The sequence below is a fragment of the Hungatella sp. L36 genome (assembly GCF_014288035.1).
Map to the genome: position 1 here is coordinate 104,237 of NZ_JACOPC010000011.1, position 21,997 is coordinate 126,233.

The window sequence follows — 21,997 nt, forward strand, 5'->3', positions numbered from 1 at the left end:
CTGTACCCCCTTCTACCCCTTAACACCCGAGGTTGCGATTCCTTCCACAAAGTATTTTTGCAGCAGCAGGAACATGATCAGTACCGGAATCAGGGATATGACAGACCCCGCCATGATCAGTCCATATTCGCTGGAATACTGCCCGATAAAACGCTGAAGCCCAATCTGGATTGTTTTTTTCGACTCGCTCTTTAAATAAATCGTCGGTCCCAGGTAATCGTTCCAGGTTGCGACAAACGTAAAGATCGTGAGGGTAGCCAGCGCCGGTTTGGACAGCGGCAGCATGATTCTGCTGTAGATGTTGAACTCGCTCATGCCGTCGATCCGGGCCGCCTCGCACAGGGAATCCGGGATTCCCATATAAAACTGCCGCATCAAAAATACGCCAAATGCCGAAAATGCCTGTAATACGACCATGGCCAGCAGCGTATCGTTCAATCCCATCTTACGCATCATGAGAAACTGCGGCACCATATACACCTGCCACGGCATGGCGATCGTTGAGATATAGGCCAGAAACAGCTGCTTTTTTCCTGCAAAATCAAGCTTTGCAAACGCATACGCGGCAAAGGAACTGGTAAACAGCTGCAAAATGGTCACCGCGGCGGTCAATACTATCGTATTCCGGATAAATACAGCAAACGGAATCTTCGTCCATATTTTTACGTAATTGCTCCACCGCGGATTTTCCGGAACCAGGACAAATGGAGTCAGTTGAAATACTTCACGGTCTGATTTGATCGACGCGGATATCATCCATATAAACGGCAGTATCGTTACCAATACAACGAGCGCCAGAAATGCGTAGAGCAGCACTTTATTTACATTTCGTCTGAAAGAAATTGTTTTCATTGCACGACCTCCTGCTAGTCATTGGTGTACTTGGACTCATTTTTAAACTGGAACAGGGTCACAAGAAGGACAATCAGGAACAGAATGATCGCCGCGGCGCTTGCATAGCCCATATTCCATTTGGTAAATGCCTCCTGATAAATGAAGGACACAAGCACCATGGAGGAGGTAGACATATTTCCGCCGCCGGCAAGCAGTACCGCTGTATCGTAGATTTTGAAGCAGGCAATTGTCATGATGATAATAACAAAAAATGTAGTCGGACGCAGCTGGGGCCACGTAATATATCGAAACTTCTGCCAGCTGTTCGCTCCGTCCAGATTGCCGGCCTCGTACAGTTCCCCCGAGATTCCCTGCAGTCCCGCCAGATAGATTACCATGTAATATCCCATGGACTTCCACAGAGAAAACAGGATATAGGACATAATGATTAAATGTCCGGTAAACCACTGCGGCAAATCTCCCTTCGGCACCTGAAATGCGTAATATAAGAGCGCGTTGACCGGCCCCTTCGCCGGGTGAAAGATCATACGCCACACAGTCGTCACCGCAATTATAGAGCTGACATAGGGGATACAGGATACCACCCGGAATACGGACCTTCCTCTTATTTTCTGGTTCAGGAGTACTGCCAGGGTCAGGGCGACTATCAACGTCAGGGGCACCGTGCCGATGCAGTATAAAAAGGTATTGAACAGGGAATTCACAAAAAATGTATCCCGGAAAAGGCTGATAAAATTATCCAGCCCGATGAATTCAGCAGGATTGCTCCCATCCCATTTGCAAAAAGACATCCCAACAGCAACCACGATGGGGATCATCGTGAATACCGCAAATCCCACAAAATTTGGTGCAATGAACAGATAGGCGGTTAAATTACGCCTTCTGTTTCGTTTCTTAACTGATGCGGACATCTCCACTGCTTTCTGTCTTGCCATAGCAAACCTCCATTACTCGATTTTAGAAGTTTCTTCATTCATCATTTTGATGCCTTCCTCCACCGTGCACTCACGCTGCATAATCATCTCATGATAAGTACCAAGGATCGGGTTGATTGCGGATAAATCTTTTCCATAAGGAGCTTCCAGATACACGGTTACCGTGCCGAGCGCTTCACGGCTCTGTTCATCCTGGGGGAAACCGTCAATGGAAGCGATCGCCGCCGTTATCTCATCGTTCGAGATAGCCGGGAAATTCCCGCTGGCTGCCAGGATGAGCGCGCCCTCTTCACTGCTTACCCATTTTATAAAATCCCAGGCCGCGTCCTTTTTCTGCGATTCGGACACCACAGAGAGACCGGTAACTGCACCCAACGTAGTCCCCGCATCGATGCCTTCCGCGTGAGGATACTTAGCGATTCCCCAGTTTCCGCATAAAGAGGCGTCAAACTCACCGGATTTTAAGTTATTAATCATCGTGGTCACAAACCAGCTTCCCATATTCATCATCGCTATATTACCGCCGGTAAATGCAGCGGAATAATGAAGGCCTTCCGTCTTAATATCCGGATATTTCATACAGATTCCATCGTCTTCCTGTGCCAGAACCATGTTATAATAGGGAATCATGAAATCGTAATTTTTGTCCAGTACGCTGTGCTTCCCATCCAGAATTCCAAATAACTGCACCGCGGAATTCCATGTGTGGTAATGGGAACCGTATACCTCGGATCCAAACGAATCATCTGCGATCGCACGGGCTAACGCATCGTACTCTTCAAAGGTCATATCATTAGACGGATAGTCCAGGCCCTTTGCATCAAAAACGTCTTTATTATAGAAGATAACCCATATATCGCTTCGGAATGGAAGCATATACAGACTGTCATTTACCAGGATCTGATCGGTGACGCCATTGAATTTTGCCAGCTCGACGCCATCCTTTTCTATGTAACTGTCCAGGGAGTCCAACACATTTTTTTCCACAAGCGTCGCATAACTGGGCGTATCCTTGATGGTAACAATGTCAAAATCAGTGCCGCTTCCCGAGAGTTCTGTTGCCAGCACATTCGAATAGTCAGTAGATCCAAAATCGACAAGTTCTATTTCCACGTCGGGATTCTTTTCCATATAAGCGTCAGCCAGGTCGTTCCAGTAGGTAATCAGGCTGATATCCCACACCGCCCACTTTAAATGGGTGGCTGTTCCGCTGTTTTCTGTGTTTTGTACCGTTCCATCCGTCTGTTTTTCCGCAGAAGCCGCAGTCTGCTGTTCCGGAGATTCTTTCGTTCCACTGCCCCCGCAACCGGTCAGTACCGAAGAAAGGATCATGACCAGTCCTAATGCCGCACTTAAAATTTTCTTTTTCATATTTTCCTCCTTGTGGTTTACCATATTTGTAAGGCTTGCTGCCTTAGCTTCAACAATGCTTCCAGATAAAAATAATCAGCGTAGATCAAAGTATGGGGGCCGTCTTCCCGTTCCCGGTACGATACCGCGCACTGCAGTACCAGCTCATCCCTGCCGCAGTCCAGGCAGCAACGTTTCTCATACACTCTGCGGAGCAGTCTCCAGGCTGTGTCCGCGTACTGCTGCTGTCTGGCAGGCTCGCCGTCCATCAACGAGGCAAGCTCTAAAAAGCCGCTGGCCGCGATACAGGCCGCGCTGTTATCCTCGTACTGCTCCTCTGCCGGCTGGCAGAAATCAATCGGGGCTGCATCTCCCGTCCGCAGATTTCTCTGAAAGTAATCGGCTGTCTTACACGCCAGCTCCAGGTATGAATCCTGTTTCGTGTGGCGGTACGCATTGGTAAATCCGTACAGCGCCCAGGCCTGTCCCCTCGACCACGCAGAACCGTGCCCGTATCCCTGGCCGCCCAGGGACCCTTCCGCCTCCCCGGTCTCCGGATTGAATTTTACAATATGTTTTACCGATCCGTCTTCTCTCACAAAATAGTTTGCGATCGTATCCGTATGGGAGACTGCAATCGCTCGGAATCGGGGATCCCCCGTCTCTTCATACGCCCAGTGAAGCAGGGACATATTCATCAGGCTGTCTATAATGACGCTTCCGTAATCCCTTCCGCCGGGACCGTTCCACGCCCTGATGTATTTTCCATTCACATTATAACGGCCGGCCAGAATCGTGGCCGCGTGAAGCCCTCTGATCCTCGCTTCCTTCCATCCGGTCAGTTTGTAGTCGGCGACCGCGGTCAGCAGCCACATGAAACCGGCGTCATGGTGTATTCCCTCAAACAGCTCCAGGCACTGATCCAGCTTTTTTTCCTGTACCCTTGCCATTTCCAGATAGCTTTGATCCCTGGTTTTCACATACATCTGCCATAAAATACCGCCGAAGAATCCGTTTGTCCACCAGTTGATCCCGAGATCCGGATTCTCATCCATGTAATCCAGGTTATTATAAAAACCGTCATCCTTTACGGTATAGGGAATCCCGTTTTTATTTCTTTCACACATATAGGCTGTTTTTACAGTCACATTCTGTAACATTTGTGCTGCCTCTTCCTGCAGGTATTGCGTCTTCTCTGTCATAATTACCACCTTTATTGACTTTTTATGGTTTTCATATTACATTATATACAGGTTGATTTTAATAGCGTATTGCGCTCAAAAACTAACATTTTCTGCAAACAGGGAAAGTAAAGGACAAGAAATGTACCAGATTATCAAAGGCGGCTGCAACACCCGCCATCCCAGTTCATTTTTCATGTCACATCCGGATGGCCTCAACAATTATCTGCTGCTGATCGTGAAAACACCTGCCGTATTTCAGATCGCCGGACAGGATTACACCCTTTCGCCCAACCAGGCGATTATCCTCGCTCCGCATACGCCGTGTTCCTACAGCAATCCCTATGGGGAATATATGGATGACTGGCTCCACATCGCCGCCGAAGAAGACATTTTTCCGCTGCGGGGAATCTTAGCGACAAACACATTTTTCCGAGTCGATGATGCCGAGTTATTTTCCGTCTACATCCGGCAGCTCTTATGGGAAAACGCCTACACGACCTCTCAGTACCGCACGGAGAATATCGACTGTCTGGTCAACGTGCTGCTGAATCACCTTCTCATCGCCTATCAGCAGAAAGATTTAGCCGCGTATTATAATCCGTACTTTCCAAAGCTGCAGGAAATACGAATTTCCATGAAAAGCACGCTCATGGATCCACTGTCCATCGACGATGTTTCAAAGCGGCTGGGAATCAGCAAGTCCCATTTCCAGCATCTCTATACGGAGTTATTCGGGATTTCTTTTCAAAAGGATTACATTCAGATGAGAATCGATTATGCGAAAGATTTGATTGAGACTACAGACCTGCCAATGGAACAGATTGCCGAGTTGTGCGGCTACTCCACCGAGGTCCATTTTTACCGGCAGTTTAAGGCGTATACCGATCTGACGCCGGCTGTGTACCGCAGAAAATTCCGAAATCAGTTGTTCTAGAGCATGCAGATGGCAGGAATGCATTTTCAAACACGCCCTGACACGTCAGGTTGAAAAAAAGCCAGGTATTTGATGTCCCTGGCTTTTTCTCTGTATGATTCACTTTCATGCTTATGATTCAAAAAACAACTTCATATCATCTTCCACCGTACCAATTCCTGCAATTCCGAACTGCTGAACCAGAACCTTCGCCACATTCGGCGATAAGAAGGCTGGCAGCGTCGGTCCCAGGTGGATATTCTTCACGCCGAGGGAAAGCAGGGCCAGCAGAACGATAACCGCCTTCTGCTCATACCATGCGATGTTGTAGATGATTGGCAGGTCGTTGATATCCTCCAGGCCGAATACTTCCTTTAACTTCAGAGCGATCACGGCCAGGGAGTAGCTGTCGTTGCACTGTCCGGCATCCAAAACACGGGGAATTCCTCCGATGTCGCCGAGATTCAGCTTGTTATACTTATACTTCGCACATCCGGCGGTTAAAATGACCGCGTCCTTTGGAAGCGCTTTGGCAAAATCCGTATAATAATTTCTCGATGGCGCCCGGCCGTCGCAGCCTGCCATCACAACGAATTTTTTAATGGCTCCGCTTTTCACTGCTTCTACAATCGGCTCTGCTAGAGCAAGAACCTGATTATGGGCGAATCCGCCGACAATACTGCCTGTTTCCAGTTCCACCGGCGGCGGACATTGTTTTGCCTGATTGATAATCTGCGAGAAATCTTTCTTTCCATCCTCGCCCGCTTCTATATGCCTGCATCCCGGATATCCAACCGCTCCGGTCGTGTAGAGCCGTTCCTTATAGCTGTCTCTCGGCGGAACCAGGCAGTTGGTTGTCAGCAGAATCGGCCCGCCGAACGCCTCAAACTCTTCCTTCTGTTTCCACCATGCATTTCCGTAATTTCCCACAAAATGAGAGTATTTCTTAAAGGCCGGATAATAGTGCGCCGGAAGCATCTCTGAATGAGTGTACACATCGATGCCGGTTCCGTCCGTCTGCTCCAGAAGCTGTTCCAGATCGTATAAATCATGGCCGGATACGAGAATTCCCGGATTCTTTCTGACCCCGATGCTGACCTCCGTAATCTCCGGATGGCCATATGAGGAGGTATTTGCCTCATCGAGAAGCGCCATGGCTGTCACTCCGTACTCTCCGGTCTCAAGGGCGAGCGCTGTCAGTTCCTCCGCGGTCAGCGCCGGATTCAGAGTCGCCGCCAGCGCCTTCTCTAAAAATGCCGCCGTGTCTCTTTTGCCGTCTGCCGTGTTCCTGTTTTCCGACTTTGCCTCCAGAGCCGCGGCATGCTTTAAGTAGGCTGCCATTCCCTTAAGACCATAGGTAATCAGTTCCCGGAGACTGCGGATATCCTCATCTTCCGTGGATAACACACCGACGCTTTTCGCCTTCTCTTCCATATGCTCCGCGTCATCCCAGAGAGCCGCTGGAGACATGGGTTCCGTTCCTGACAGGCTTTTTGCGAGCTCTCTTTTCATTTCCAGCGTTTCCTTTATCTTCCGGATTATCGCCTCATCGTCAAAATTGGCATTGGTAATCGTGATAAAGAGGTTTTCCACCACCTGGCTGTTTACCCCATCCGGAACGTTCTGATTCTCCTCCCGCATGCGTACCGCCACTTCTGAAAGTCCTTTTGTCACCCACACCAGCATATCCTGTAAAGCGGCCGTACGGGGCCCCTTTCCGCAGACACCTGATTTTGTACATCCGGCGCATCCCGCCGTCTCCTGGCACTGATAGCAAAACATCTTGTTCTCCATATTGTACTTCCTCCATTCTATATTTCCTGCTTTTTAAGATCTACAATCAGTTTCTCTTGAATTCGTAATCAGCTTATCATAAAAAGCGGCCGCAGTATGTTGCAATTGCAACGGACTGCGGCCTTTTTTTATTTTTTTATTTATGAAATTGAAATGAAACTTCACAGCTTTTGCAGCCTTTTCTCCGTCACCATAAGCCCCTTTTCGTAGCGGTCGATCTTGTCGTTCAACCGGTCTAACGAGACCTGCATGGCGTTCATCCGCTCAACCAGCTGTTCTCTCTGTTCAATCAGAAGATTCTTCCTGGCATCAATCGTTAAGTCTCCCTGATGAAACAGGGCTACATACTCGATCAGTGCCTCAATCTGAACTCCTGCCTTCCTCATGCAGATCATTAGCTCAATCCATCCGCAAGAAACGTCGTCATAATCACGAATTCCGCTTTTCGTCCGCGGAACGGGCGGAATCAGACCAATCCGCTCGTAATAGCGCAGTGTATCCGCAGTGATATCATATTTTTTGCTCACCTCTGCTATGGTCATTTTATCTCTCCTTCTGTTTCACTCATCCAGTGTATACAAGACATAGTTCCTCGTTCCGACTCCGATTGCTTCCGCGTGCTCCACGGTATGGATTCCGTGGCGTGACTCGATTCGCTCAATGAGTGCCGATCCGTCGGGAGCATCATAGACCTGGTCCACGCAGGCCTGGTCTAAGGCCACCGGGTCTAAGGAAGCAAAGATTCCGATATCGTTCATTTCCGGCGGAGCCGGGTGAGAATCACAGTCGCAGTCCACCGAGAGATGGTTCATCACATTGATATAGAGGATGGAACCGTTCCTGTAATCGGCCACCGCCTTGGCCGCTTCCGCCATGGACTCCAGGAAATCATCCTGAGGTGTGTCGATTCCAAACCCGGTCGTTTCCTTTCCCGCACTGTGAATCAGACTCTTTCCCATAGCTGATGCAATACCAATGGACATATTTTTAAGCACACCGCCGAAGCCGCCCATGGCATGCCCCTTAAAATGAGCCAGATTTACGATAAAATTATAGTTTGCCAGATGCGAGCCCACCATGTCCTCTTTTAAATGAACACCGCCCGCCACTGGAATAGCAATGGAACCATCTGCATCCATAATATCATATGGAGCGATGGTTGAAAAGCCATGCTCCTCCATTACCTTGCAATGAGATTTGGTATCGGCCCTTCTTCCGCCGTATGCCGTGTTGCATTCCACAATCGTGCCGTTTACCTCTTTTACCAGTGGCTCTATCAGCTTGAATGAAAGGAAATGATGGCCTCCCGGCTCTCCGCTGGAAATCTTCACAGCCGTTTTTCCCGCTGCCTTCATGCCTAATGCCCGGTAAGTACGCATCAGGCCTTCCGGGCTGATATTCTTTGTCATGTATACGGTACCCGTCTCTTTATTGGTGCTGTGTACCTGATTCATTACTATTTTCATCTGCTGTACCTCTCACACTTTCTTTATCCATTCCAAAATCCTTTTTTCCGGAGTTACAAGCCGCGCGCCGTCGAAACGGACATTTAAAATCTCCCCAATCTCAGAATCCGGGCAGGCACCTTTTATGTCCTTTGCGGTATGGCCAATCCAGCCGCCGTTTGTGGCAAATGGCAGAATCGTCTTTCCGGCCAGCTTATACTGTGCCAAAAATGTCTTTACCGCCGGGGCATACGTATACCACCATACCGGCGTTCCCAAAAATACGGTGTCATACTCCTCAGGATTCACTTCCAGCGGCAGGATCTCCGGCATAAATCCCCGTTTCACTTCGTCCTGCCCCTGATCCACCACCACATCGTAGTTCTCTGAATAGGGCACCACGGTCCTCAGCTCCGCCGCCCTAAATCCCGTCTCGCGCTGTACCATTTCCGCAATTTTTTTCGTATTTCCACTGTAGGAATAATAGATAATGACTGCTTTCATCGTGTTCTCCTTCCTTTTTGTATTACCACTGTACTACCTGGAGTTAACTCTAAGTCAAGAGGTTTTTGAAGATTTTGAAGATTTTTTGCAGCTTTTTGTAAATCAAATGAGCAGTTACCTCAAATCCCCCCAAAAAGATTAAAAAGGCAGCCAGAATTAATCTGACTGCCTCCTCACTTCACAATAACAAAACACCTTACCGCACATACATTATTTCAATCCACATTCTGAGTTCAGTATACAAAACCCAGAATGACATAATAGCTATACTGCCATTTTATCCGGTTGTTCGGATTGTTTTGACCTCGTGTCAGTGGGGAATATCTGCCCGCCACTGCCGCTAAGTTTGTTTTTGCGATTCATCTCCCACCTATAGAGGTCGGGAGAATTCTCGTTGATTTTGTTAAATTGCTGCAAACAGTACTCTTATTTCAAATACTTTCTCAGCACCTCTCTGACCGCCCCCTTACCCGCGATCTCTTCCCGCACCATCTCCGTAATATCGTCTCCGATTCCCGCCTCATACAGGTCGATACCGAAAATATTCGCGTTTCCCAGAATCGGCCGGAGCTGATCCTTTAAGCTGTCCGGATCGCCCCATGCGATTCCGGCCATCTGCCCCTGCAGCTTAAGGATCATGGGATCCGGGGAAAGCGCAAACGGTTTGCCGTCGTCATCGACAGCAAGCAGATACCGAAGCCAGCCGGCAATGGCCAGCTGAATCCCTTTCAGCTTTTTCGCATCACCGTATTTGTGAACGCAGGCCTTGATATTTTCCCCAAAGCGGATTCCAACCATCTGCGAAGTATCCACTGCGATACGCTGCGGTGTATCCCCAAGATACGGATTGGAAAAACGCACATTGATGCACTCGTCAATAAACGCTTTCGGTGAAATAATACCGGGATCCTCCACAAACTCCATTCCTTCCTGCAGCCCCACCTTTTCCGCCAGCTTAACCAGCTCCGGATCACTCATCTGATCAGAAAAGAGTTTGAAGCCCAGCATACACCCGTAAGGCGCCAGAGCGGTATGGATGGGGTTTAAACAGACCGTAACCTTCATCCGCTCCGCCTTGTTCACGGTTTCACGGCTTGTCATATAGACCCCGGCCTTCTCGAGAGCCGGACGTCCATTGGGGAAATGGTCCTCCACCACCAGATACTGCGGTTCTTCGGCATTTACAAAAGGCGCTATGTACGTCTGCTTATCGGTGATCACAATATCCATGTCCTCCACTCCGGCGTCCTGAAGCATCGCTTTCACCGCCTCACTCGGCCTCGGCGTGATCTTATCTATCATGGACCATGGAAATGCAATCTTCTCCTCGTCACTGATATAGCTTAAAAATTCCTCATCGACAAAGCCCTTCTTGTTCCATTCCTGTCCGATTTCCAGCACTGCGCTGCGAAGCTTCTCCCCATTATGGGAGCAGTTATCCATGGAGACAAGCGCCAGCGGCTTCGCCCCCGCCCGATACCGCTCAAGGAGCATGGCGGCTATGATCGCAACAGCCCCTGCTGCCCGGTCCGGACCATAGTCAATATCGTCCAGAATAAAGCGGTAATACTGTCCGTCCGCACCACGCAGCGCATATCCCTTTTCCGTGATCGTAAAGGAAACCATCTGCAGACTCGGATTGGCAAAGATCTCTCTTAAGCGCTGTCTGTCTTCCGTCCCGTCAGGCAGCCCCTTCCGTGCTTCCGTGAAACAGCCGAATACCCTTTTTTCTGTCGTTCCGTCGTTATTTAAGATCACCGACAGGGAAAGATTGTCGTAGGGCTTATAGATCCGGTCGATGGTTTCATAGTCAAATGTCTCCACACAGACAATCCCGCGGTCCATCAATCCGTCTGTGATCAGACGATCCGCAATGCTGCCAATAAAAATACGAAAAATATTCCCAATACCAAAATGAACCCAGACTGGCGCTTCTTTTGTCCGCTGTGCCAGTTCTTCCAAATCATAGGATGGCAGTTCGATTCCTGCCTGACTCCATAGTTGTTTGTCCTTTATTCCTTCTAAAGTAAGTTTCATCAGCATCTCCTCTGGTCTGCATATCCTGTCAGTATTCATTAATCATATGCATAGACCGGTCCATATTTTTCATAACGGCACTGTCAAAATTCTTTTTGATCAACTCAGCTTTTTTCAAGGCGTACTCCGGCTTATCCCACAGATTGCAGAACTCCTCCGGATCCGTTTCATGGTCGTAAAGTTCTCCATACTCCATTCCATGGTAATTTACAATCTTATATCTGCCGTCATAATACATGGTCGCATAAATATTATCATGCGATCCCAGGAGACAGTGATAGAATTCTGAATAAACCGAATCTTTATGATGATGGGGTTCCGCCTGTCCGGTCAGAATAGGAAGAAGACTCTTCCCCTGCATATAATAAGGAACCTCCTGTCCGGTAAGCTCCATCAGGGTCGGAGCCAGATCCACAAGTTCAACCAGCGCATCACTTTTTAAGCCGCTTTTAAACAGGGACGGACACGACATAATAAGCGGAATATGAACCAGCGCCTCATAGAAATAGGCGCCTTTCCAATAAAGGCCATGGTCCCCATTCATCTCGCCGTGATCACTCATAAAAATCACGAGCGTCTGCTCCCTTTGCCCCGTCTCCTCCAGGTAATTCATCAGACGGCCAAACTGATCGTCAATCAGCTCTATCTCCGCATAATAATCACGAAAACGTTCTCTCCTGTCATCCTCCGTCAGCGTCGGGTACGGTTCCGCCTGCCCATCCTGGCCGCCCTGCATATAATCCTTCTGCTGGTGCGGAGGTTTGCTGTCCAGCTCCCCATCCTTCCATAAAGGCAGCGGCATATCCTCAATGTTTAATCTGTCCTTGTAGGCCTGCGGCGGATCCAGGGGCGGATGCGGATCGTAAGGGTTCATGCTGATCAGCCACGGTTTCCCGCTGCTGCGGTTCTGTTCGATAAACTCAATCGCTTTTTGGACACACCAGGTTGTTTGATGGTACTCGGCCGGCACGCCAACCGTTTTACCTGTAAAATGAGGATTCGGTTTCGGCGGCCACGTTGCCATACTGGCATATTTTCCCCCGTAGATATCTTCCCAGCGAAGGCCTTTCTCTTTCAGCCAGTTTTGATAATCATTTTCGCCGCCCGGCCAGTCGTCGTTAGGATGTTCACTCCATTGGACATAGCTGTAGCCATCGTCTGTGCGCTTTTCCATCCGCCCCTGTGCAGAAGTCAAATGAAGCTTTCCGGATAAGCCGCAAACGTATCCGGAATCGGCCAGAAGCTTTGTCACCAGCTTTTCATCTTTTGAATAATTGTCATTGCCATTATAAAATGCTTTCGTTGTTCGGGGATATCTTCCGGTTAAAAAACAGGAACGGCTGGGTGTACAAACCGGCGCCTGTGTATAGGCCCGGGTAAATGCAACCCCTTCTTCTATCAATCGATCGATGTTCGGTGTATGGATATATGGATTTCCCAGCGCATGAATCGTATCATAGCGCTGCTGATCCGTACAAAACCAAACAATATTTACCGGTTTCTGACTCATCTCTCCATCTCCTTTATCAGAAACCATAGACTCGGTGCATGGAATTATCCATATTGCAGAGTATAGTATGATCGAAACTCTTCCTCACCAGTTCTGTTTTAAACGTCTCATATTCCGGTTTATCCCACAGATTATGGAATTCATTCGGATCCGTCTCATGGTCATACAACTCTCCGAACTCTTTTCCATGGTAAATTACCAGCTTATATCTCCCATTATAATACATTGTCGCATCAATGTCTTCATGAGTTCCTCTCAGGCAGTGATAAAACTCACTGTAAACTGCGTCTTTGAAATGATGGGGATCCGCCTCTCCTGTCAGTATACCATAAAAACTCTTTCCCTGCATAAAATAAGGGACTTCCAGTCCGGCAGCTTCCATCAGTGTCGGGGCGATATCTACGAGTTCCACCAGCGCGTCGCACCGTAATCCCTGTTTGAAAACGGACGGGCAGGAAATGATTAAGGGTACGTGCACGAGGCCCTCATAGAAATAGGCGCCCTTCCAATACAACCCATGATCGCCGCTCATTTCACCGTGATCACTCATGAAAATAACAATCGTATCCTCACGCTGCCCGGTTCGGTCAAGGTACTCAAGCAGTCTCCCAAACTGGTCATCGATCAGCTCTATCTCCGCATAGTAATCTCTGAAATGCTCCCGTTTTTCTTCATCTGTAAGCGAGCCTATGGGCTCCGCCTGGCCATCCTGTCCACCTTGAATCACATCCTTCTGCTGATGGGGGGGCTTCCCCTCCATCTCACCGTCTTCCCAGAGAGGCAGCGGCATATCTTCTATGCTCAGCCGGTCTTTGTATTCCTGCGGCGGATCCAGGGGCGGATGGGGATCGAAGGGATTCACGCTGATCAGCCACGGTTCTCCGGTATTTCTCCTGCTCTCAATAAAATCGATCGTCTTCTCCACACACCATGTAGTCTGGTGGTACTGTGCGGGAACGCCCACCTGCTTCCCCGAAAATGCGGGATTTGCCTGCGGCGGCCACGTAGCCATAGTCATAAACTTACCGCCGTAGATTTCTTCCCAGTGGACGCCTTTTTCATTCAGCCAGTTTTGATAATCATTTCCTCCATCCTTCCAGTCATTATGAGGGTGGTGACTGTACTGGAAATAGGAATACCCGTCATCGCACCGCTTCTCCACTCTGCCTTCCGCAGATGTCAGATGAAGCTTGCCCGCCAGGCCGCACGTATACCCTTCATCAGCCAGCAGCTTTGTCACCAGTTTTTCATCTTTCGAGAAGTTTTCATTTCCATTAAAGATCGTCTTCGTCGTTCTGGGATAACGTCCCGTTAAAAAGCAGGCGCGGCTGGGCGTGCAGATCGGCGCCTGCGTATAGGCCCTGGTAAATGCAACGCCTTCCTCCACCAGCCGGTCAATATTCGGCGTATGTATATAGGGATTGCCAAGGCTGTGAATGGTATCCCACCTCTGCTGGTCCGTACAGAACCAGACAATATTCTTTCTCTTCTTTTCCATATTTACCACCATTTAATAAGTTCAGTCACTTTATTCCGAAGCTCAATAAACTGCGGATCAGCAATATCACGCGGACGCGGAAGCTCATTGATCAATGTTGTTTTAACTGTTGTCGGCTTGTTCGTCAGAATCATAATTTTATTGCCCAGGTAGACCGCCTCTTCGATATTATGTGTGATAAATAATACCGTCGTCTTCGTCATCTGCCACAGCTTCACCAGCTCATCCTCCAGCCGGAAGCGAAGCTCAATATCCAGCTGTCCATACGGCTCATCCATCAGCAGCAGTTCCGGCTCCGTGGCGAATGCTCGGGCGATGCTCACCCTCTGCAGCATGCTGGCAGAGAGCTGTTTGGGATAGTATTTTCTGTATTTGGTTAATCCCACGATTTCCAGATACTTCTCTGTCCGCTCCTTCTTTTCTGCATCGGAAAGCGGCTTATACAGCAGTCCAAAGCCCACATTTTCTTCTACAGTCAGCCAGGGCATGGTTGAATTTCCCTGAAAGATATACGCTATATTCTGCTTTTTCGTATCCACCTTCTGTCCATCCAACAGGATTTCGCCGGAGGTAGTATCGTAAATATTTACCAGGCTGTTGAGAAAGGTTGTTTTTCCGCAGCCCGTGGGACCTACAACGCAAAGTAAATCGCCATCCATTACGTCAAAAGACACATCGCTCAGAACCAGCAGATCCCCAAATTTCTTCGTCAGGTGTCTGACCTGTACTTTTATCTGATCACTCATACCTAATCCTCCCATCTGTCCAGGATGCCGGTTATTTCCTTACGAAGCGCCAGGAATTGTTCCGAAACCAAATTTCTGGGTCTGGGAAGATCGATGACATATTCCTTCTTTACTGTTGCAGGGCAATTGGTAAGAACAATAATTCGATCTGCAAGATACAGTGCTTCTTCAATATTATTGGTTACGAAAATAACCGTACGTTTCTCTGCGCTCCATATTCTCTGCAGTTCCTCCTGCATTAAATATCTGGTTTGCGCATCCAGCGCGCCAAACGGCTCATCCATCAGCATTACATCAGGCTCGTTGCAGTATGCCCTCGCGATGCCGACACGCTGCCTCATACCTCCGGAGAGCTGAACGGGATAGGAATTTTCAAAGCCCTGAAGTCCTACCAGGTCGATATATTTCTGCGCCCGTTTTTTCCGTTCTTCCTTATTTACTCCGGCTATTTTAGGTCCATATTCGACATTGCCCATGGTTGTCATCCAGGGAAAGAGTGAAATGGACTGAAATACTACGCCTCTGGAGACATCCGGCCGTTCAACCTTCTTGCCGGAAGCGGTTATACTTCCCTCTGTGGCCGGTTCAAAGCCGGCAATCATATTGATAATGGTTGTTTTTCCGCACTGGCCGGGGCCAAAAAGGACCAGGAATTCATTTTCTCTGGCGGCAAAATTCAGCCCGCGCACGACTTCGTGTTTCCCCTCCGGCGTATCAAATGTCTTACAGACGCCTTTGCATTCTATTACTGTATTTATCTTCCGCTCTTGTTCCATCGACACATCACCTCTTCAGCTTTACGCATAATATAAGCCAGCAAAAAACCAACAACGCCAATCATAATGATTCCGGCCAGAATCTGGGTCATATTGTTGTTATCCATACCGGCCTGAATAATCCATCCCAGGCCGTTCTCTGCCTTGATCATCTCGGCTGCCACCACACTTGCCCACGCAGACGATATTCCGACCTGGAGTCCTGCAAAAATAGCCGGAACCGATGCGGGAATTACAACAGTGGTAAAAATCTGACGTTCCTTTGCCCCAAGCATCCTGGCTGCATGAATCACTTCGGGATCGACATTCATGGCCCCGGTCATCGCATTCAATGTGGTATTGGCAAATGCCGCCAAGAAAATCAGGAATATTTTCGCTTCCTCTCCAAGGCCAAACCATATAATAGAAATCGGAATCCAGGCAATCGGAGGAATCGGACGTATAAATCTGAAAATCGGATTAAAAATTGCCCTGGCAAGGAGATATCTTCCCATCAGCAAGCCAAGTATAACACCGGCCAGGGATCCCAGGCAGAAGCCGATCAGTACTCGCCTCAGACTGCTCAGCATGTGAATGATAAGACTGTATTTGCCCACTACGCCGATACAGTACTCGAAGGTCGCCTTCAGCACCACAACGGGGTCCGGCAAAAGCTTCGACAAGTATGTGTAATGCGTCACGAACCACCAGAGAAGCAAAAATGCTCCAATCGAAATAACCGCACATATGACTGACAATAATTTTTCTTTTGTATTTTCATTCATTCTGCATTCATTCCTTTCGCAACTTTTACTTCAAGCCAGTGCAGAATTGTATCGAATAGCAATCCGACAATTCCGATCATGATCATACCGACAAATACAAGCGCCGGTTTTGAAGCGTACCTGCCCTGCTGAATCATATATCCGAGGCCTACGGAGGAGGCAAGGAGTTCAGCCGCAACGAGAGCCATCCAGGCCGCTCCCATCGCCACTCTCAGCCCGGTAAAGATCATCGGCAGTGCAGTGGGAATCGCTATTTTAAATAGTTTTTGCAAATTTGAAAATCCGAAGACATCTCCAACCCAGAGATGTTCCTGTTTCGTCTGTTTAATTCCGGTGTAGCTGTTTACGATGCATGCGACCGAGGTGCTGAGAAAAATAACAGCGGCCTTTGGTAAAATGCCGATACCGAAAAGTAGAATAAACATCGGAATCCAGGCAAGGCCCGGAACCGGCCGGATTAAGTCAAACAGCGGTCTTGCAAGACGGTCTACCCACTTAAACCAGGCCATCATGATCCCCATCGGAACCCCGAACAGCACTCCCAGAGAGTATCCGAACAGCGCTACTTTCAGGCTTCCCATCAGGTGGGTCGGAAGCGTCGCCCCATCCGGTACTTTCGAAGTCATTTTCTGCACAAATGTTTTGGCAACAGTGAGCGGTCCTGGAAAGACAGTTTCCTGTTTTAAATGCAGAACATTAATGCAGACATACCAGGCTGCCAGCACGAACAGAACCGTGCAGCAGGAAATAATTGTATATTTGCTGATTTTCTTCTTCGTTTTCATTGAACTTTCTCCATTTTAAATCAATCGTATTACTCCTCAAGTTTCTGCGGTTTTATCCCGTCAGTACTCCATCGGCTCTGCCGATATTACAAAGGAATCCCGGTCCCCTTCCTGTAAGATTTAGTTATCGCAAAAATATTACAAAATAAAAGGACCGGGATTCTCAAAGTTTTATTTCCACTAGTACAGCATTGCGTAAGTTTCGGTGAATTGTGTGCTTGATATTTGCGTCAGGGGCGTGTCCGCGAAGCGACGGCGAGTGGACCCTACGGTTAGCTTCGCGGGCGTGGTCCTGGCGTGAATAGCGAGTGCAGAATTCACTGGAACTTATGCAACGCTGTACTAGCGCCTGACTACTCAGCTGACGCCCACTTTTTTATGGAAGTAATGAAGCTGTTATCAATACTTGCCTTCACATTGGTCACATCATCTTCTGTTACCTTTTCATTGGTAAGAAGGAATTCTGCAGCGTAATTCATAAAGCTTCCCAGCAGATAGTCGCCGCTGTCCACCGTATCCAGAGTAAAATAGCTCTTAAGACTGCACTCGTCGATGACATCCTGCTCTTTATAATCAAGTCCCTCATCTACATACCATTTATAGGCTACCGCAACTCTGTTATCCTGATTGTTTAACATATCCTGACATGCTTTATAGTAGCAGTACAGGAAAAGCTCCACATCCTCCGGGCGTTTCTCGGCCACCTCATTCTGGCAATAGACCGCGTCAATAATATCCTGGGGCGACACCTGTGTAAAATCAGAAACCTGTACATAACCATCTGCTGCAAGGATAGCGGCATAAGTAGGATTCACTGCTATTAAATTGCCCTGACCGGATTCAAATGCAGCCAGCGCAGAGGAGTAATCCAGGTTCGTAAAAGTAAAGGAATTTGCATCAATGCCGAAATACTGCATATATGCAATGGCGTTCATCTGAGCAGTTGTATTCATCGGCCCAAGGATAACCGCATCTTTTAATGCATCTGCACTGCCATAGACACCGTTCGCATCTGCGCCGGCCTTGTAGATCGCATCATCCGGACGGCCGTAAAGCGTCTCACCGCTGATCGTCAGACATCCGTCCCCGATATACTTATACATACCGGTAGAAAGAGCATATACAGAAGCCATACCGGATACGGCAATATCACATTCATCGGCTGCCATCGCTTCATTGACGAGGGTTCCCTGAGAACCAAAGTTTACGATTTCAACATCAAGTCCTACCTCTTCATAATACCCTTCCGCATAGGCATACCATGCCGGAAGTCCCACCCAGTTTGCCAGAGTGCCGATCACCAGCTTCTCGCCTGACGCTTTCGGCATGACCGCCCCCGCAGTCTCCTCCGCAGTCTCTTCCTTAGCCTCTGCTGTGATTTCCTTTGCACTCTCAGCTGCGGCTGTGGTCTCCGCCGCCTTCTCTGTGGTCTTACTTGAACTGCCGGAACCGCAAGCTGTCATCGCCAGAACCATAGAAGCCGATAATGTTGCTGCCAATACTTTCTTTCCGAATCTAACCATTGTAATCCTCCCTCTCCTTTGGGTTTTGTGTGAGTTTACGCATACGTATGCGTTCGTTGCATGGTTAAATTATAGCTCCCGGTAAAGTCATTGTCAACACCTTTATTCAATTTTGTCATAGTTGATACATTTTATCGTGATTTTTTATGCGAATAGCACAAAGAATTACCGAAGAGTCGTTCCCCTCAGTACGAGTTCCGGCCTGATCACGGTATGAATCGGCTCCTGGGCACCATGAACAATCGCAGAGCGAAGCATCTCGCATCCCATGGAGGCGATTCTCTCATGGAACACATTCACAGTGGTAAGATCCGGCGCAATTTCAGCGATGATCGGCAGACCTCCAACGCCTGATATCTGCACGTCTTCCGGCACTTTTAGCCCCAGATCCCTGCATGCATTTAAAACGCCGAGGGCAACCGTATCATTGAATGCCAGGATCGCACATTTTCTCGCTTTAATCGTCTCCTGATTATTGGTAATGCATTCGTATGCGGATTTTACTGACAACTCGCTCTGCCATACGGCATCCTTATCCATAACAACGCCGCGTTCTTTCAGACCGCGTCTAAATCCGGCCAGTCTCGTTTTCGATTCCGCGGAGGTTTTTACATTGATGTAAAAGCTTTTATATTCCTTATATTTTCCGAACAGTTTTCCGATCAGATATCCGCTGTATTCACAGTCTGAGAGGCAGCTGCCATAGGAGCCGGCCTTTTCTGCATGAAGCAGATAAACACAGGGAACCTTATACTTCTTTATCAGTTCCAGGTCTTTTTTGCTGGATTCCATTCGAAAAATGATAAATCCGTCCACTTTCCCGATCTTAATCATTCTTTCAAAGGTGGAGAGGCCATTCTGTTTTTCCCCATCATAGACGACCATCACATCATAATCATATTTACTCAGCTCCGCCTGTACCAGATCATATAAATGCGCAAGTCCAAGATTGGAGCTCATGCCGATAAAATGCTTCGGAAACAGGATCCCCACCGTGCCTGTGCGGTTTGTCTTTAGGCTTCTCGCCTGACTGTTCAAAACGAAACCGTACTCCTCCGCTTTCTTCTGAATAAACTCGCGCCGCTCCACAGAAATCTGGCTGCTGTTGTTTAACGCTCTCGATATGGTGGACTGTGATACCCCTATAATTTCAGCGAATTCTTTTGATGTCACGTGATTGACCTCCTAATGATAATAATACTGATGATGACTGACGCATGTGATCTGTTTAATTTGATTGTCTGTTCGGTTCTTTATTGTTGGTTTGCTGCTTTATTTCCCGGCTTCTTCTCAATTATCTACTTTTGCAGGAGCCATTTAATTCTTTTGATAGAATTATATCACTGTTTTACTATTTTTCATAGCCCTTTATGCATACGTATGAGTGAACTCAAAAGGAAAATAACATTATTCTCCCAGACGAAACTCTCCAGCCTGCAGCCGCTCCTGAATCATCGCAATGCTCTCCTCAACCGTCTGATCCGTGGTATCCACCACATTAGCTTCATATTGCCCCAGATCAGAAAATGAACGCCAGATATTTTTTATGACTTCATAGCTTAAAGGGAAATCTGCCTTTTGCTCCCGCTCTGTCGCACGCAAAATCGTTGCCTGTTCATCGGGACGCAGGATTACATATCTCACATCAACTCCCTTCGCAGCAATTTTTTCCCACGGTTCAAGAAACCATGTTCCGATCGTTCCGTCAACAAATACCTCGTAACCGCCAGCCGAAAATCGCTCTGCACTTGCCGCGACCGCTTCAATCATGACTTCATTCTGTTTCCCGCTGCCCTCCAGCCAGGGGGCAATATATCCCTTACGTATGTACTGATAGAAATCGTCACTGTGAATATGAACCGCACAATCGTACGGTGATTTTTCAGCCAGCAACCTGGAGCTGCTGGACTTGCCTGTTCCACACGCCCCTGAAATAATCACAATTCTCGCTGCCATTTTATCCTCCGAATCAAAAATATATCTGCATATACGTACTCGGTCTCCTTGTCCAATTGCGTTAAAATGAATACCGTTGCATAAATCAAGTGTATCATAAACCCTATTCTTATTCAATTCATTATAATTCAGCAGCATCTCCATATTTTTTCTGGTTATAATACTTTTCCTTATAAGGAACCGCAAGGACTCAACAAAATACTTTGCCGGCTATCGGTTTAGGATTATAGCAAAAAATCACCTATTTCTGACTTTCAATTAGAAATAAGTGATTTTCTGCGCGGCTGCAGCATTCTGCTTCGATCCTAACGGCTAACGCCTTTGGAAATTTCCCATTCCTCATACCATTCTGCTACGAGACGGGCATCTTCCTCGCAAATAATTGCGGCTTCCTCTATACACATATCTCGCTTGAATAGATTGATAGCCGCTTTATGAAGACCAGCCTTCATCCCCTCTTCCCTGCTCAATTCCTTCTCACTCGCTATATGCCTCTGCTCATCATACTCTGTCAGCAGCACCTCGAACACCTCCGCTCTGTGTGATGACAAAAATTCCGCCAGTATTCCATCCCGGATGCAGGAATCGATCACTTCTCCGATTGCCTCCAAAAGATCTGCCCCTGCTTCCATCCATTCTCTGATTCGCGCCACGAATTCTGCATACTCCCTTAATGCAGAGCACTGCTCCATCAGGCTTTTATTATGTCCCCGGTTAATGTTCACCATGACCGCTTTAAATTCCATACACGGTTCCAGTTCCGGATGAAGCGTGGAAAATGCATTGGATAACTTCAGCTCTACATTGTCCGGCTCTTCCTTCAAGCCATTGTAAAATACATAGAATTGAGGAACGGGAAGCGTAATCAGACGGCTTCCATACAGGTTCAGCCCCTTCTGCTCAATATACTTTCTGTATTCCTCTACGATATAAAAGGCTCCCCGGACCGGCATGTTTGGGTTCCATGTAGACTGGTGCTCCCACAGATTCAGAACGTCGTCAATTAAAAATGCGAGATCATTCTTCATTTTCATATAAATCACATCTTCGAGCGTATAAATCTCCAATTCTTCTGGATCCGTATACTCGGAATGGCTGACAGCATTATACAGCGAAATTAGCTCCTCTTTCCGGTTAAATACCATGCGAAATAATCTGTCTTTATACTTTTTATTAACTTTTACCACGTTTCTACCTCCATTATACTCAAATAGCTGGTACTTTACAATAGATTTTTACATTCATTCCATAGACAGACCACTCCTCCCGCTTTCTATTTCCAAACAATTGTGAATGCTTTGGCAGACTTGCCGTGATGCCATTAATATGGCATAAGATATCGTGACGCATAAGAAAATGCGTAACAAGAGTATAACATGGTTATTACAAAAAGACAATAATAAAACCGTATTTATCGGCTAC

The 21,997-nt window shown here is 47.7% G+C and carries 20 protein-coding genes; 1 reads left to right on the forward strand and 19 read right to left on the reverse strand.

All coding sequences use genetic code 11. The annotated features are described in order from the left end of the window. Window positions 1-12 precede the first annotated feature (12 nt). Genes H8S80_RS22850 through H8S80_RS22865 form a run of 4 tightly spaced genes read right to left on the reverse strand, consistent with a single transcriptional unit; the run spans window position 13 to window position 4,342 of the window. Window positions 13-852: a carbohydrate ABC transporter permease gene (locus H8S80_RS22850; protein WP_002602790.1), complete on the reverse strand. Its 840-nt coding sequence runs from the start codon at window positions 850-852 to the stop codon at window positions 13-15. Window positions 853-866: 14 nt separating this feature from the next. Beyond that, the gene (locus H8S80_RS22855; RefSeq protein WP_117632312.1) at window positions 867-1,790 is read right to left on the reverse strand and encodes a carbohydrate ABC transporter permease; all 924 of its coding nucleotides are present in this window, start codon (window positions 1,788-1,790) and stop codon (window positions 867-869) included. A 12-nt stretch (window positions 1,791-1,802) separates the two neighbouring features. Then, a complete protein-coding gene (locus H8S80_RS22860; RefSeq protein WP_002602788.1) occupies window positions 1,803-3,161 on the reverse strand; it encodes an ABC transporter substrate-binding protein in 1,359 nt (452 codons plus the stop codon). Window positions 3,162-3,178: 17 nt separating this feature from the next. Beyond that, entirely contained in the window at window positions 3,179-4,342 is a 1,164-nt protein-coding gene (locus H8S80_RS22865) for a glycoside hydrolase family 88 protein (protein WP_025530709.1), read from the reverse strand. 121 nt (window positions 4,343-4,463) lie between these two features. On the opposite strand from H8S80_RS22865, the gene H8S80_RS22870 reads away from it, so the two are divergent. Next, the gene (locus H8S80_RS22870) at window positions 4,464-5,258 is read left to right on the forward strand and encodes a helix-turn-helix domain-containing protein (protein ID WP_002602786.1); all 795 of its coding nucleotides are present in this window, start codon (window positions 4,464-4,466) and stop codon (window positions 5,256-5,258) included. A gap of 111 nt (window positions 5,259-5,369) precedes the next feature. Here H8S80_RS22870 and hcp read toward each other — a convergent pair whose 3' ends face one another. From hcp to H8S80_RS22945, 15 genes are all read right to left on the reverse strand, one after another. After that, window positions 5,370-7,031, reverse strand: coding sequence for a hydroxylamine reductase (gene hcp, locus H8S80_RS22875; protein ID WP_117632311.1), 1,662 nt, complete (start codon window positions 7,029-7,031; stop codon window positions 5,370-5,372). Between the two features lie 161 nt (window positions 7,032-7,192). Further along, on the reverse strand, window positions 7,193-7,573 hold the full coding sequence (locus H8S80_RS22880; protein WP_002602784.1) for a MerR family transcriptional regulator: 381 nt from the start codon (window positions 7,571-7,573) through the stop codon (window positions 7,193-7,195). Between the two features lie 18 nt (window positions 7,574-7,591). Continuing rightward, window positions 7,592-8,497 (reverse strand): DUF362 domain-containing protein, encoded by a 906-nt coding sequence (locus H8S80_RS22885; protein ID WP_117632310.1) that lies wholly within the window; start codon window positions 8,495-8,497, stop codon window positions 7,592-7,594. 12 nt (window positions 8,498-8,509) lie between these two features. Next, entirely contained in the window at window positions 8,510-8,980 is a 471-nt protein-coding gene (locus H8S80_RS22890) for a flavodoxin (RefSeq protein WP_117632309.1), read from the reverse strand. Between the two features lie 426 nt (window positions 8,981-9,406). Continuing rightward, the gene (locus H8S80_RS22895) at window positions 9,407-11,017 is read right to left on the reverse strand and encodes a mannitol dehydrogenase family protein (RefSeq protein ID WP_117632308.1); all 1,611 of its coding nucleotides are present in this window, start codon (window positions 11,015-11,017) and stop codon (window positions 9,407-9,409) included. Between the two features lie 28 nt (window positions 11,018-11,045). After that, the gene (locus tag H8S80_RS22900; protein WP_117632307.1) at window positions 11,046-12,527 is read right to left on the reverse strand and encodes a sulfatase family protein; all 1,482 of its coding nucleotides are present in this window, start codon (window positions 12,525-12,527) and stop codon (window positions 11,046-11,048) included. 16 nt (window positions 12,528-12,543) lie between these two features. Continuing rightward, a complete protein-coding gene (locus H8S80_RS22905; protein WP_117632306.1) occupies window positions 12,544-14,025 on the reverse strand; it encodes a sulfatase family protein in 1,482 nt (493 codons plus the stop codon). 2 nt (window positions 14,026-14,027) lie between these two features. Then, window positions 14,028-14,771, reverse strand: a complete 744-nt coding sequence (locus tag H8S80_RS22910) for an ABC transporter ATP-binding protein (protein WP_055659243.1) — start codon at window positions 14,769-14,771, stop codon at window positions 14,028-14,030. Window positions 14,772-14,773: 2 nt separating this feature from the next. Continuing rightward, on the reverse strand, window positions 14,774-15,547 hold the full coding sequence (locus tag H8S80_RS22915) for an ABC transporter ATP-binding protein (protein ID WP_002602764.1): 774 nt from the start codon (window positions 15,545-15,547) through the stop codon (window positions 14,774-14,776). Next, the gene (locus tag H8S80_RS22920) at window positions 15,526-16,311 is read right to left on the reverse strand and encodes an ABC transporter permease (RefSeq protein ID WP_117632305.1); all 786 of its coding nucleotides are present in this window, start codon (window positions 16,309-16,311) and stop codon (window positions 15,526-15,528) included. The genes H8S80_RS22915 and H8S80_RS22920 overlap by 22 nt, the downstream gene beginning before the upstream one ends. Beyond that, on the reverse strand, window positions 16,308-17,096 hold the full coding sequence (locus H8S80_RS22925) for an ABC transporter permease (RefSeq protein WP_002602762.1): 789 nt from the start codon (window positions 17,094-17,096) through the stop codon (window positions 16,308-16,310). The genes H8S80_RS22920 and H8S80_RS22925 overlap by 4 nt, the downstream gene beginning before the upstream one ends. Before the next feature lie 353 nt (window positions 17,097-17,449). Beyond that, window positions 17,450-18,619 carry an ABC transporter substrate-binding protein gene (locus H8S80_RS22930; protein ID WP_117632304.1) on the reverse strand — a complete coding sequence of 390 codons (1,170 nt, stop codon included), beginning with the start codon at window positions 18,617-18,619 and terminating at the stop codon, window positions 17,450-17,452. A 165-nt stretch (window positions 18,620-18,784) separates the two neighbouring features. Further along, window positions 18,785-19,792 carry a LacI family DNA-binding transcriptional regulator gene (locus H8S80_RS22935; RefSeq protein ID WP_117632303.1) on the reverse strand — a complete coding sequence of 336 codons (1,008 nt, stop codon included), beginning with the start codon at window positions 19,790-19,792 and terminating at the stop codon, window positions 18,785-18,787. Window positions 19,793-20,026: 234 nt separating this feature from the next. Continuing rightward, a complete protein-coding gene (locus H8S80_RS22940; RefSeq protein WP_181987961.1) occupies window positions 20,027-20,575 on the reverse strand; it encodes an AAA family ATPase in 549 nt (182 codons plus the stop codon). Window positions 20,576-20,880: 305 nt separating this feature from the next. Then, window positions 20,881-21,762: an RpnC/YadD family protein gene (locus tag H8S80_RS22945; protein WP_117632301.1), complete on the reverse strand. Its 882-nt coding sequence runs from the start codon at window positions 21,760-21,762 to the stop codon at window positions 20,881-20,883. Between the last annotated feature and the right edge of the window lie 235 nt (window positions 21,763-21,997).